The following is a 12627-nucleotide window of genomic DNA, read 5'->3' as shown; positions in this document are numbered from 1 at the left end:
TGACTGTTCGGCGGTTCCTGGAGCGTAAGGAGGACCGGAACAGAACGTCAACAGTTTGTTGAAAATGAAGGATTGGGCTTCCGGACGGCGGCAGTGCCTGGGCGCGACAGGACAGGTGTCAGCACCGCCGCCGCCCGGAAATCAAGGGCCCCCGAGGGGGATGCGGACGCGCCGGATCAGACCTGCGCGCCGGAAAGGCGCTCGACCGCGCGCAGCAGGGCGGAGTGGTCGAGGCCGCCGTCGCCCTGGGCGCGCAGCGAGGCGACCAGCTGGGCGACGACCGCGCCGACGGGAAGGGCCGCGCCCACGTTGCGGGCGGCGTCGGTCACGATGCCCATGTCCTTGTGGTGCAGGTCGATCCGGAAGCCGGGCTTGAAGTCCCGGTTCAGGAAGTTGTCCTTCTTGCGGGTCAGGACCGTGGAGCCGGCCAGGCCGCCGTTGAGGACGTCCAGGGCGGCCGTCAGGTTCACGCCGGACTTCTCCAGGAAGACGACGGCCTCGGCGCAGGCCTGGATGTTGACCGCGACGATGAGCTGGTTGGCGGCCTTCACCGTCTGGCCCGAGCCGTGCGGACCGCACAGCACGATGGTCTTGCCGAGGGCTTCCAGGATCGGCAGCGCCTCGTCGAAGTCGGCCTGCTCGCCACCCACCATGATCGACAGGACGGCCTCGATGGCGCCGGCCTCGCCACCGGAGACGGGGGCGTCCAGGACGCGGATGCCCTGCTCGGCGGCGTTCTTGGCGAGGTCGACCGAGGTCTGCGGGGTGATCGACGACATGTCGACGATCAGCGCGCCCTTCCTGGCGTTGGCCAGGATGCCGGCCTCACCGTACGCGATGGCCTCCACCTGCGGGGACGCCGGGACCATGGTGATGATCACGTCCGCGTCCTTGACCGCGTCGGCGATCGAGGAGGCGGCGGTGCCGCCGGCGGCCGCGAGGCGGTCCAGCTTGTCCTGCTCAAGGGTGTACCCGGTGACCGAGTAGCCGGCCTTGATCAGGTTCTCGGACATGGGGGAGCCCATGATGCCGAGGCCGACCCACGCGATCTTGGGGAGGGTCGGGCGGGAGGTATCGGCGAGGTTGCTCATGAGGGTGCCTCTCTAACTGCGGTGGTACGTCAAGAAGTTCGGGTGCGTGGTCAGTTCGCCGCGCGGGCCTCGGCGGGGAGCCACCCGAAGGAGGCGGCGGCGTCGGGGGCCTTGTACTCCAGGCCGACCCAGCCGTCGTAGCCGGCCTTCGTGAGCTGGTCGAGCAGGTCTTCCAGCGGGAGCGAGCCGGTGCCCGGCGCGCCGCGGCCCGGGTTGTCGGCGATCTGCACATGGCCGGTCTTGTCGGCGTACGCCTCGATGACCTCGGAGACGTTCTCGCCGTTCATCGACAGGTGGTAGATGTCGAGCAGGAACTTGGCGTTGCCAAGACCCGTCGCCGCGTTCACCTTGTCGATGACCTCGATGGCCGAGGGGGCGCTCACCAGCGGGTAGAGCGGCGACTCCGGCTTGTTCAGGGTCTCGACCAGAAGGATGGCCCCGACCCGGTGGGCCGCGCGGGCCGCGAGCACGAGGTTTTCCAGGGCGAGGGTGTCCTGCACCTGCGGGTCGGCGCCCTCGACGCGGTTGCCGTAGAGCGCGTTGAGCGCCTTGCAGCCGACCGAGGCGGCGAAGCCGGCCGCCACCTCGATGTTGGCGCGGAAGCGGTCCGACTCCTCGCCGGGAATCGACAGCGCGCCGCGGTCCGGGCCCGGCAGGGCGCCGGCGTAGAAGTTCAGGCCCACCAACTGCGTGCCGGCGTCGTCGAGCGCCTTCTTGAGGGCGTCGAGCTCGGCCTGCTCGGGGGTGGGCGTCTCGATCCAGGGCCACCACAGCTCGACCGCCGTGAAGCCCGCCGCGGCAGCCGCCGCCGGGCGCTCAAGGAGCGGGAGTTCCGTGAAGAGGATCGAGAGGTTCACATCGAAGCGCTGGTTCGAGCCGCGCCTATTCGAGAAAAGAGGGGCCATGAGGGGTGTGCGTCCCTTCCGTATTGCGGAAGTTAGTTTCTGCTTGATGGAAGGTTGCCGGGGGACCCGCGAGCTTGTCAAGGGGGCCTGTCTGATTTCGTCCACCGCGCAGTAGGTTGAGCGCGTGCGATTGAGAGTGGAGTTCACGACCGAGCCCTTCGATCTCGACGAGGCGCCGCCGCATGCCGTGGTCGCCCGCGATGTCATCCAGGCGGCCCGGCTCGACGCGGTCGACGTCGGCCCCTTCGGCAACACCGCGGAAGGCGGCGCCGACGACGTCCTGAACGCCGTTGACGCGCTGCTGCGCGAGGCCCTGGCGGCGGGCGCCACCCGCGTCTCGCTCCAGGTCAATGTGCTCGGGGAGGGCGAGAAGTGACCGAATCGGTGGACCAGCCCCCCGCGCCTCCCGCCGCCTCGGCGGGCCAGCCGACCTTGCCTCCTGTCGCCTCCGCGGGCCAGCCCCCCGCGCCTCCCGCCGCCCCGGCGAACCAGCCCTCCGCGCCTCCCGCCGCCTCGGCGGACCAGGCGGCGGCCGGCCCGGGCGGGCCCGGGGACCACCCCCTGCTCCGGGCGGTCAAGCCACTCGTGGACGCGATGGGGGCGCAGACGCTGCCGCCCGCGCTCGCCCGGCCCGACGACGTGGTGCTCGCCTGGGAGGGCGAGGACGTGGTGGCCGTGCGCCTGCCGCAGCTCTCCGACTCCCTGGATCACATCCTCGCCGCCATGGAGCGCCGGCACGGCATGCCGCTCGCGGCCCTGGACCGCAAGGCCAAGCAGTCCGCCGTACGGACCCTCGAAGCGCGCGGCGCCTTCTCGGTACGGCACGGCGTGGAGACGGTCGCCTCGGCGCTCGGGGTCAGCCGCTTCACCGTCTACAACTACTTGAACAGGGATCTGAACAGGGATCCGACCACGGACCTGACCAGGGAAAACACCGCCAAGGGCGACTGAGTGAGCGCCCTCGGTGCCCGGTGGGGCACCCCTTGACGCAACGAACCGCCGTCCGGATGCCGGGCGGCGGTTTTTGTCATCCCAAGTTTTCAACAAAGTGTTGACGGGATGTTTCTCAGGGCGTTAGCTATCCGCAGCCCGTTCAGCACCAAGGCCACGGAGGCCGCCGTGACTTCGACTTCGACGCCGGGCCTCGCCCGGTTCAACACCTCCACGGACAGTGCGGCGCTCGCCGCGCTCCACGAGGTGTGCGCCAGTTCGGCGTGGGGGAGCAAGGTGCTCGCCCTGCGCCCGTACGCCACCGCGCAGGACCTCTTCGCCGCAAGCGACGCCGCTCTGGCCGAGCTGACCGTGAAGGACCTGGAAGAGGCGATGGCCGGGCACCCGCCGATCGGCCGGCCGAAGCCCGGTGACCCCACCTCCGCCCGTGAACAACGCGGCATGGCCGGGGCCTCCGAGGCCCTGAAGGCCGAGCTGCTCGAACTGAACCTGGCCTACCAGGACAAGTTCGGCCATGTCTTCCTGATCTGCGCGACCGGCGCCACCGGTGAGCAGATGCGCGATGCGGTCAAGACCCGGATCGGCAACACATCCGAGCAGGAGCGCGAGATCGTGCGCACTGAACTCGGGAAGATCAACCGAATCCGGCTGACCCGTCTCGTAGAAGAGGACAAGGACTGATGAGCACCGCCACCACCGCATCGGTGTCCACGCACATCCTGGACACCAGCGTCGGACGTCCCGCCGGGAACGTCGCCGTCTCGCTCGCGGCCCGCTCGGGCTCCGGTGCCCAGTGGACCGCGCTCGGCGGCTCCGCGACCGATGCGGACGGGCGCTGCAAGGACTTGCCGGCCCTGCCGGAAGGCACCACCCACGTACGGCTCGACTTCGCGGTCGAGGAGTACTTCTCCACCCACCAGTCCAGCGACAAGAAGCAAGCCGAGGCGCAGCAGGACGCCCCCCGCGTAAGGGACAGCGGTGCGTTCTTCCCGGAGGTGGCGATCACGTTCGCCGTCACCCCGGGCGAGCACTACCACGTACCGCTGCTGCTCAACCCGTTCGGCTACTCCGTTTACCGAGGGAGCTAGCAGACATGCCCACGATTCTCGGCCAGAACCAGTACGGCAAAGCAGAGAACCGCGTCGTCAAGATCACGCGGGACGGCGACACGCACCACATCAAGGACCTGAACGTCTCGGTCGCCCTGTCCGGCGACATGGAGGACGTGCACTACTCGGGCTCCAACGCCAACGTGCTCCCGACGGACACCACCAAGAACACGGTGTTCGCCTTCGCCAAGGAGTACGGCATCGAGTCCGCCGAGCAGTTCGGCATCCACCTCGCGCGGCACTTCGTGACGTCGCAGGAGCCGATCAAGATCGCGCGGATTCGCATCGAGGAGTTCGCCTGGGACCGCATCGAGACCTCCGAGGCCAACTCGAAGTTCATCGGTTCCGACGACGTCAAGCACTCCTTCGTCCGCAAGGGTCAGGAGACCCGGGTCTCCCAGATCACCTACGACGGTGAGAAGTGGGAGGTCATCTCCGGTCTCAAGGACCTGACGGTGATGAACTCGACGAACTCGGAGTTCTGGGGCTACGTCAAGGACAAGTACACGACGCTCCAGGAGGCCTACGACCGCATCCTGGCGACCAGTGTCTCCGCCCGCTGGCGGTTCAACTGGACCGACGACGAGCAGAAGGCGCCGAACTGGGAGAAGTCCTACGAGCAGGTGCGCAAGCACATGCTCCAGGCCTTCGCCGAGACGTACTCGCTCTCGCTCCAGCAGACCCTTTACCAGATGGGGTCGCGCATCATCAACAGCCGGTCCGAGATCGACGAGGTTCGCTTCTCGCTGCCGAACAGCCACCACTTCCTGGTGGACCTCGAACCGTTCGGGCTCAAGAACGACAACGAGGTCTACTTCGCGGCGGACCGTCCGTACGGTCTGATCGAAGGGACCGTCCTGCGTGACGGTGCCGAGCCGCAGATCCCGGTCGACATGACCAACCTCTGACGCGGCACTGACCGCCCCCGCCCGCCCGCAGTCGGGCGGGGGCCGGCCAGACCGGAGGGATTCTCATGGCACAGCCTGCAATGGGGCCGGCGCCAGCCGACGGCCCATGTACCACCCCACCTGAAGGTGCCGTGCACCCGGTGGACGAAAAGCTTCCCGCCTCGCGGCTCGTCCCCGCCGCGCTCCAGCACATCGCCGCCATGTACGCGGGCGTCGTCACCCCTCCGCTCATCATCGGCCAGGCCGTCGGCCTGGACACCGCGGGACAGACCCGGCTCATCGCGGCCAGTCTGCTCATCGCGGGGCTCGCCACCGTCCTTCAGACCCTGGGCGTGGCGAACTTCGCCGGAAACCGGCTCCCGTTCGTCAACGCCGCCTCATCGGCCGGCATCGCGCCCATGCTCGCGATCGCCGAGACCAGCGCCAAGGGCCACCAACTCCCCGCCATCTACGGCGCGGTGATGGTAGCCGGAGTCTTCTGCCTCCTGGTCGGCCCCTTCTTCGGACGACTGCTGCGCTTCTTCCCGCCGCTGGTGACCGGTGTCGTGATCACGCTCATCGGCGTCACGCTGATGCCCGTTCCCGTCTCCTGGGCGCAGGGCGGCGACAAGAGCGCCGCCGACTTCGGCTCCATGGACAACCTCGCGCTCGCCGCCTTCACCCTCGTCGTGATCCTGCTCTTCCAGCGCTTCGGCCGGGGCTTCGTGCGTCAAGTGGCGCTGCTGCTCGGCCTGTTGACCGGCACGCTCGCCGCGATCCCGTTCGGCATGGCGGACTTCTCCGCCATGCGGTCCGCGCCCGTCGCAGCGCTGCCCACGCCCTTCGCCTTCGGCGCGCCCGAGTTCCACCCGGCCGCCGTCCTGTCGCTGTGCATCGTGATGCTGGTCCTGATGACCGAGTCCAGCGCCGGCATGCTGGCCATCGGAGAGATCTGCGAGCGCCGCACCGACGGACGCACCATCGCCCGCGGCCTGCGCACCGACGGCATCGCCACCCTGCTCGGCCCCGTCTTCGGCGGCTTCCCCACCAGCGCGTTCGCGCAGAACGTCGGCGTCGTCTCGCTGACTCGCGTGCGCAGCAGGTACGTTGTCGCCGTCGCGGGCTGCGCCCTCCTGGTGCTCGGCGCCTTCCCGATGCTCGGCGCGGTGGTCTCGCTGGTCCCGATGCCCGTGCTCGGCGGCGCCGGAATCGTCCTGTTCGGCTCGATAGCCGTCAGCGGTATCCGTACCCTCTCCGAGGCCGGACTCGACGACAGCTCCAACATCATCCTGGTCGCCGTGGCACTGGGGGCGGGCATCATCCCGCTCGCCGCGCCCACCTTCTACGCCGGATTCCCCGCCTGGGCACAGACCGTGCTCGGGTCCGGCATCAGCGCCGGAGCGCTCACCGCGGTCCTGCTCAACCTTTTCTTCCACCATCTCGGCACCCGGAGCCGCGTCGCGGCCCCGGCACTCAAATCCTCGTAGGGTCCTGCCGTGCCCCGTCACAACCGCCACTGATCGAAGAAGGAAGCACCATGGCACCTTCGGCAGCCCCCCAGCGCATCGTCATCGAGAACTGTGCGATCGCCACCGTGGACGCGAATGACACCGAGTACGCCTCCGGGTACCTCGTCGTCGCCGACAACAAGATCGAGTCGATCGGAGCCGGCGCGGCTCCGAAGGGCCTTACGAACGTGGTCCGCCGCATCGACGGCACCGGACACCTGGTCACCCCGGGCCTGATCAACACCCACCACCACTTCTACCAGTGGATCACGCGCGGTCTGGCCACCGACCACAACCTCTTCAACTGGCTGGTCGCCCTGTACCCGACGTGGGCGCGCATCGACGAGCGGATGGGCCGCGTCGCCGCCCAGGGCTCGCTCGCCATGATGGCCCGCGGCGGCGTCACCACCGCGATGGACCACCACTACGTCTACCCGCGTGACGCCGGCGACCTGTCCGGCGCGATCATCGGCGCGGCCTCCGAGATGGGCGTGCGCTTCACCCTGGCCCGTGGCTCCATGGACCGCAGCGAGAAGGACGGCGGTCTGCCGCCGGACTTCGCCGTGGAGACCCTGGAGGGAGCGCTCTCGGCGACCGCCGAGACCGTCGACCGCTTCCACGACGCCACCTTCGGCTCGATGACCCAGGTCGCCGTCGCGCCCTGCTCGCCCTTCTCGGTCTCCACCGAACTCATGAAGCAGGGCGCGGAGTTGGCCCGCGCCAAGGGCGTACGGCTGCACACCCACGGCTCGGAGACCGTGGAGGAGGAGCAGTTCTGCAAGGAGCTGTTCGGCATGGGCCCCACCGACTACTTCGAGTCGACCGGCTGGCTCGGCAACGACGTGTGGATGGCGCACTGCGTCCACATGAACGACTCCGACATCGCCGCCTTCGCCCGCACCGGCACCGGCGTCGCCCACTGCCCCTCCTCCAACGCGCGGCTGGCCGCGGGCATCGCCCGTGTCCCGGACATGCTGGCGGCCGGCGTGCCGGTGGGCCTCGGTGTGGACGGCACCGCGTCCAACGAGTCGGGCGAGCTGCACACCGAGCTGCGCAACGCGCTGCTCATCAACCGCCTCAACGCCCAGCACCGCGAGAGCGCCCTCAACGCCCGTCAGGCGCTGCGTCTTGGCACCTACGGCGGCGCCCAGGTGCTCGGCCGCGCCGACGAGATCGGCTCCCTCGAAGCCGGCAAGCTCGCGGACTTCGTGCTGTGGAAGCTGGACACGCTCGCCCACGCCTCCATCGCCGACCCGGTCACCGCGCTGGTCTTCGGCGCCGCCGCACCGGTCACCGCCTCGTTCGTGAACGGCAAGCAGATCGTCGAGGACAACCGTCTCACCACGGTCGACGAGGACGCCATCGCGGTGGCGACCCGTGAAGAGGCCCAGCGCCTCGCCCGGATCGCCGCACAGGGCTGACCCCAAGGAGTCCGGCCGAGGGGGACGGCCCTCGGCCGGTCGCCGCGGACCCGAGCGGGGTCCGCGGCAGCTGGGCCGGGGGGTGCGTACTGCAAGGACGTACGCACCCCCCGGAACGGTGAAACCCGTCCCGATCACCACGTCGCCACCGCACCTCTCCGCACCTCCCTTACGCCGCAAGGCAGTTGACGCTTCGTCACCCATGAGAGCGGCGCCACCCACGTCCGCTCGACCGGGGCACGCCCGCACCGGAACCCCACCCCGCGCCGACCGGGCCCCCGCGCACACCACAGCCGAGCCGCGCTGTCCCGTACTGCCTCGCACCACCTGTTCCCGCTGCTCAACGCACCACAACGCACCACCTCCCTGACATCCGCGTCCACCGCCGACGCGTAACCGACCGGAGGAACCGCCGTGGCCGCACAGCCCAGGTTTCGCAACTTCGCAGTCCGCCCCGCCCAGACCGGCGAGAAGCACCCGGTCGATGAGACGCTTCCCCCACTGAAGATGTTCACCAGCGGCCTCCAGCACGTGGCCGCCATGTACGCGGGTGTGGTGGCCCCGCCCATGATCGTCGGTCCCGCCGTGGGCTCGACGCCAAGGAGACCGCGTTCCTGGTCGCCGCGAGCCTGTTCACCGCGGGGCTCGCCACGCTCCTCCAGACCCTCGGGATCTGGCGAATCGGCGCCAAGTTGCCCTTCGTGAACGGCGTTTCGTTCGCCGGTGTCACCCCGATGATCGCCATCGGCAAGGAGCACGGCGGCCACGCCATCCCCGTCATACTCGGCGGCGTGATCGTCGCCGGACTGCTCGGCTTCCTTGCCGCTCCCTACTTCGGCAGGCTCGTCCGCTTCTTCCCGCCGGTCGTCACCGGCACCGTGATCACCCTGATCGGTGTCTCGTTGCTGCCCGTCGCCTTCAACTGGTCCTCCGGCGGCAATGAGAAGGCCGGGGACTACGGTTCGCTCTCCAACCTCGCGCTCGCCGCGATCACCCTGGTCATCGTGCTCGCGCTGCGCAGACTTCTGCGCGGCTTCATGCAGCAGATCGCGATCCTGCTCGGCCTCGTGGCGGGATCGGTCATCGCGATCCCCATGGGCAAGACCAGCCTGGACGCCATCAAGAACGCGGACGTCGTCGGCTTCCCGACCCCCTTCCACTTCGGCGCCCCGCAGTTCGACATCGCCGCGATCGTCTCGATGTGCATCGTGATGCTCGTGTGCATGACGGAGTCCACGGCCGACATGCTGGCGCTCGGAAAGATCGTCGAGCGTCCGGCCGACCAGGAGACCATCGCGGCCGGCCTGCGCGCCGACACCCTGGGATCCGTGCTCAGCACCGTCTTCAACGGCTTCATGGCCAGCGCCTTCGCGCAGAACATCGGGCTCGTCGCGATGACCAAGGTGCGCAGCCGGTTCGTGGTGGCGACCGGTGGTCTCATCCTCGTGGCGCTCGGCCTGAGTCCGGTCGCCGCCTCGGTGATCTCCCTGGTGCCGCTGCCGGTGCTCGGCGGCGCGGGCATCGTGCTGTTCGGCTCGGTGGCCGCGAGCGGCATCCAGACGCTCTCCACGGCCGCGCTGGAGAAGGGTGAGAACGCTCTCATCGTGGCCGCATCGGTCGGCATCGGCCTGATACCGATAGCCAAGCCCGACTTCTACCACGCCTTCCCCGACAAGCTGCTCGTCGTCCTCGACTCCGGCATATCAACCGGCTGCGTCGTGGCGATCGTCCTCAACCTCGCCTTCAACCACCTCGGTTCGCGCCGCTCCGAGTATGAGGGGGCCGAGGGGGCCGAGGCCGGGGTCCTGCCCATGGCCGAACCGGAGGCCGCCCTGCACTGACGGACGGCCCGCCCGGTCCCGGGCGCTACTCGCAGGCCACGCCGTCGCCGTCCCGGTCCAGGTGCGCGGCGTAACCCGGCTCGCCCCGGTGCAGGGGAGTGACCCCGGCGGCGCGTGCGGCGGCGCAGTTCTTGTACGAGGCGCCGCTGCCCCCGCCGCTGCCCCCGCTGACCTTCTCGCCGCCGCCGTTCATCGGGGGCGGCACGCTCGGCCCCTTGGGCTTCGGCTTCGGTACGGTCCTGGCGGCCGGGGTCCTGGTGGCGGCGGGGGGAGCGGTCGGCGTCGCGTCGTCGGTCTGCGCCGGGCTTGGCGTCGGGCTCTCGTCGGCCGACTGTGACGGCGACGGCGACGGCGCGGCGGACTGCGACGGGGTCGCGGCCGACACCGTGGCCGCCGGGGTCTTCGTCTTGGGGGTGTCGTCCTGACAGCCCGTCGTGGTGAGGGCGAGCGCACCGAGCAGGCCGGAGACGAGCAGAGTGCGGACGGCTGATTCAGATATGCGCATGCGGCGGACTCTCTCGGGCGTTCGGGATGCGTGTGATGATCTGGTGAAGGAGAGAATACGGGCCGCAAAGGTTCCGTAAAGCGCAATCGCCGAACTCGTCCGGATCCAGCCACCGGAGCGGGCGGCGCACACGGGAACGGCGGGTACGGCGGCCTCCTCACCGCCGTACCCGCCGTCCGTGGTGGGGGAGTTATCCGATGTGGTACGGGTCGCCGTAGACCTTCCAGTCCAGCGGCGTGTTCAGGCCGAGGTTGCCCTTCTTGAGGAAGACCCGCTGTTCGGTGTCGACCCGGCTGGTGTCGCTGTGCGCCTCCTCCTGCTTCATCGCCCACACACGGGCGTCGAGGAAGGCGTCGAGATACGTCGTCTCGTCGCCGCCCTTGGCCGGGGCCTTCGCCTTGGCCAGGGCGCGCTTGCGGATGGAGCTGAAGCTGGTCGGGTCGGTGCCGTCACCGTGCATCACGATGGCGTCGTAGTAGATGAACTGGCCGAGCGTGCCGAGCCCGTCGGACTTGCCCTGCTTGACGGCCGGGTCGAAGTACACCCGGTCCCGCTCATCGTTCTGGGCCTCCTTGAAGGCCGTCTCCGACGCGGCGGTCTTCCAGTCCTTGGTGAAGTTCGGGTCGAGTCCCTTGTGGGAGTCGCTTCCGTTCACCTTCTCCAGGGCCGGCAGGTACTTCGCGAGGACGTTGCCGGGGTTGCGCGCGGTGTAGAGCCTGACCAGGTCGAGCATGTCACCGGTGCCCGAGCAGAACCCGATGATGCCGGCGGTGTAGCCCCGCCCGTCCTTGATGTCCTCGATGTACTTGTACTGCGCCTTCCAGTCCAGCGAGGAGTTCTCCGCGCTGGAGACGAGCTGCATGGCTATGTCCTTCTTCGCCGGGTCGTCGAGCCCGGTCGCGGCGGCGTTGATCACCGTCACATTGTCCGCCGGTGCTGCGGGCGGGTTGTCGGCGGCGTAGGCCGTGACCGGAACCGCGAGCAGCGCGGCGCCGAGCAAGGCGCGGATGGCGATCCTGGTACGACGTGCGGTGGCGTTGCCGTGGGGGGTGTGCACGTGGACCTCCACAGGGAGTCGGTCGCTCCGATGTTCTGTTAGGAAACTTTCCTACCACTGCGCCGAAGCACCCGTACACCCCTGTGACACAAGGAAGTTGAGGCGGTGGCGGCCCATGGCCGAGGGCCGCGACCGCCCCCGCGCGCACGGACCCCGGCGCGGCCGGACGGGCCGGGGCGGCTAGGGGGTGTCTGGTGGATCAGGGTCGGTCAGGGCGCGGCGTCTGGTGCGGTGCATCGCAAGGCGCCGGAGCGTCTCGATAGCGGAGCTATCGGGGCGATTCGGCAACGCCGCGAGGTGCCGTGCCAGACGCCGCGCCCCCGGCCATGGTCCACCAGACACCCCCTAGACTGGCGGGCTGCTGTCACCGCACATCACAGGAGTCCCGCACGTTGTCCGAGAACCACGAGACTGTCGCCCCGGCGCCCGGCGCGACCCGCCTGAACCTCGTCTCCGACTGCGGCGACTGCTTCGGCCTGTGCTGTGTGGCCCTCGCCTACACGGCGTCCGCCGACTTCGCGATCGACAAGCCGGCCGGCCGGCCCTGCCCGAACCTCACGGGCGAGTTCAGCTGCGGCATCCACCGGGATCTGCGCGCCAAGGGCTTCCAGGGCTGCACGGTGTACGACTGCTTCGGGGCCGGCCAGAAGGTCTCCCAGCACACCTTCAAGGGCCGCGACTGGCGGACGGCGCCCAAGAGTGCCGCCGCGATGTTCGAGGTCTTCCCGGTGATGCGTCAGCTCCACGAGCTGCTGTGGTACGTCACCGAAGCGCTCGCGCTGCCCAAGGCCCGGCCCGTGCACGCCGAATTGCGCACGGCGCTGCGCGAGACGGAGGCGTTCACCGAGCTCGCCCCCGACGAGCTGCGCGACCTGGACGTGGCCGCCCACCGCGACCGGGTCAACCGCCTGCTCCTGAAGGCGAGCGAACTGACCAGGGCGGAGTTCAAGGGCAAGAAGGGCAAGGACCGGCGCGGGGCCGACCTGATGGGCGCTCGCCTCAAGGGCGCCGACCTGCGCGGCGCGAACCTGCGGGGCGCGCTCGTGATCGCCGCCGATCTGCGCGGCGCCGATCTGCGCGTGGCCGACCTGATCGGCGCGGACTTCCGCGACGCGCTGCTCGACGGCGCCGATCTGACCGACGCGTTCTTCCTCACCCAGGCCCAGCTGAACGCGGCGAAGGGCGACCGGGCGACCCGGATCCCGTCCACCCTGCTACGCCCCGCCCACTGGACCGCGCGCTAGGGGGTGTCTGGTGGACCATGGCCGGGGGCGCGGCCCTGATCCACCAGACACCCCCTAGCGGCCTGTCCGGCGGATCATGTCTGGGACGCGCGGCCCTGGCACGGTGGA

General features: G+C 69.6%; 12 protein-coding genes and 1 pseudogene. 9 read left to right on the top strand and 4 right to left on the bottom strand.

The window, feature by feature from the left end; genetic code table 11:
* Positions 1–176 precede the first annotated feature (176 nt).
* Complete coding sequence (locus tag ACFYM2_RS07315; protein WP_388834091.1) at positions 177–1091, bottom strand: 2-hydroxy-3-oxopropionate reductase; 915 nt, start codon at positions 1089–1091, stop codon at positions 177–179.
* Positions 1092–1141: 50 nt separating this feature from the next.
* A complete protein-coding gene (locus tag ACFYM2_RS07310; RefSeq protein WP_388834088.1) occupies positions 1142–1996 on the bottom strand; it encodes a TIM barrel protein in 855 nt (284 codons plus the stop codon).
* A gap of 124 nt (positions 1997–2120) precedes the next feature.
* On the opposite strand from ACFYM2_RS07310, the gene ACFYM2_RS07305 reads away from it, so the two are divergent.
* The 8 genes and pseudogenes from ACFYM2_RS07305 (at position 2121) to ACFYM2_RS07270 (ending at position 9713) form a co-directional block, all read left to right on the top strand.
* A complete protein-coding gene (locus tag ACFYM2_RS07305; RefSeq protein ID WP_350233382.1) occupies positions 2121–2372 on the top strand; it encodes a hypothetical protein in 252 nt (83 codons plus the stop codon).
* Between the two features lie 218 nt (positions 2373–2590).
* Entirely contained in the window at positions 2591–2947 is a 357-nt protein-coding gene (locus tag ACFYM2_RS07300) for a helix-turn-helix domain-containing protein (RefSeq protein WP_359006672.1), read from the top strand.
* A 168-nt stretch (positions 2948–3115) separates the two neighbouring features.
* Entirely contained in the window at positions 3116–3628 is a 513-nt protein-coding gene (uraD, locus tag ACFYM2_RS07295) for a 2-oxo-4-hydroxy-4-carboxy-5-ureidoimidazoline decarboxylase (RefSeq protein ID WP_388462024.1), read from the top strand.
* Positions 3628–4035 (top strand): hydroxyisourate hydrolase, encoded by a 408-nt coding sequence (gene uraH / locus ACFYM2_RS07290; protein ID WP_359006645.1) that lies wholly within the window; start codon positions 3628–3630, stop codon positions 4033–4035. Before uraD ends, uraH begins: the two co-directional genes overlap by 1 nt.
* 5 nt (positions 4036–4040) lie before the next feature.
* The gene (gene pucL, locus ACFYM2_RS07285) at positions 4041–4964 is read left to right on the top strand and encodes a factor-independent urate hydroxylase (RefSeq protein WP_350233385.1); all 924 of its coding nucleotides are present in this window, start codon (positions 4041–4043) and stop codon (positions 4962–4964) included.
* Positions 4965–5029: 65 nt separating this feature from the next.
* Positions 5030–6430: a nucleobase:cation symporter-2 family protein gene (locus ACFYM2_RS07280; protein ID WP_388462026.1), complete on the top strand. Its 1401-nt coding sequence runs from the start codon at positions 5030–5032 to the stop codon at positions 6428–6430.
* Between the two features lie 50 nt (positions 6431–6480).
* Complete coding sequence (locus ACFYM2_RS07275; protein ID WP_388834085.1) at positions 6481–7872, top strand: 8-oxoguanine deaminase; 1392 nt, start codon at positions 6481–6483, stop codon at positions 7870–7872.
* A 414-nt stretch (positions 7873–8286) separates the two neighbouring features.
* Positions 8287–9713: pseudogene (locus ACFYM2_RS07270) on the top strand (nucleobase:cation symporter-2 family protein).
* Between the two features lie 25 nt (positions 9714–9738).
* Here the strand turns inward: ACFYM2_RS07270 and ACFYM2_RS07265 are convergent.
* Positions 9739–10218: an excalibur calcium-binding domain-containing protein gene (locus tag ACFYM2_RS07265; RefSeq protein WP_388834082.1), complete on the bottom strand. Its 480-nt coding sequence runs from the start codon at positions 10216–10218 to the stop codon at positions 9739–9741.
* A 190-nt stretch (positions 10219–10408) separates the two neighbouring features.
* Complete coding sequence (locus ACFYM2_RS07260; protein ID WP_388834079.1) at positions 10409–11275, bottom strand: chitosanase; 867 nt, start codon at positions 11273–11275, stop codon at positions 10409–10411.
* Positions 11276–11667: 392 nt separating this feature from the next.
* Between ACFYM2_RS07260 and ACFYM2_RS07255 the strand changes: the two genes are divergently transcribed.
* The gene (locus tag ACFYM2_RS07255; RefSeq protein WP_388834076.1) at positions 11668–12519 is read left to right on the top strand and encodes a pentapeptide repeat-containing protein; all 852 of its coding nucleotides are present in this window, start codon (positions 11668–11670) and stop codon (positions 12517–12519) included.
* Positions 12520–12627: the final 108 nt, after the last annotated feature.

Source organism: Streptomyces sp. NPDC006711 (genome assembly GCF_042869775.1).
Classification (GTDB): Bacteria; Actinomycetota; Actinomycetes; order Streptomycetales; family Streptomycetaceae; genus Streptomyces.
The sequence above is the reverse complement of the archived record's forward strand: the minus strand, read 5'-3'. Positions and strand labels throughout refer to the sequence as shown.

Excerpts from the sequence above, each read along its gene's own strand:
- ACFYM2_RS07315 (WP_388834091.1), bottom strand. The coding sequence starts at position 1,091 with ATGAGCAACCTCGCCGATACCTCCCGCCCGACCCTCCCCAAGATCGCG.
- ACFYM2_RS07310 (WP_388834088.1), bottom strand. The coding sequence starts at position 1,996 with ATGGCCCCTCTTTTCTCGAATAGGCGCGGCTCGAACCAGCGCTTCGAT.
- ACFYM2_RS07300 (WP_359006672.1), top strand. The coding sequence starts at position 2,591 with ATGGGGGCGCAGACGCTGCCGCCCGCGCTCGCCCGGCCCGACGACGTG.
- uraH (WP_359006645.1), top strand. The coding sequence starts at position 3,628 with ATGAGCACCGCCACCACCGCATCGGTGTCCACGCACATCCTGGACACC.
- pucL (WP_350233385.1), top strand. The coding sequence starts at position 4,041 with ATGCCCACGATTCTCGGCCAGAACCAGTACGGCAAAGCAGAGAACCGC.
- ACFYM2_RS07280 (WP_388462026.1), top strand. The coding sequence starts at position 5,030 with ATGGCACAGCCTGCAATGGGGCCGGCGCCAGCCGACGGCCCATGTACC.
- ACFYM2_RS07275 (WP_388834085.1), top strand. The coding sequence starts at position 6,481 with ATGGCACCTTCGGCAGCCCCCCAGCGCATCGTCATCGAGAACTGTGCG.
- ACFYM2_RS07265 (WP_388834082.1), bottom strand. The coding sequence starts at position 10,218 with ATGCGCATATCTGAATCAGCCGTCCGCACTCTGCTCGTCTCCGGCCTG.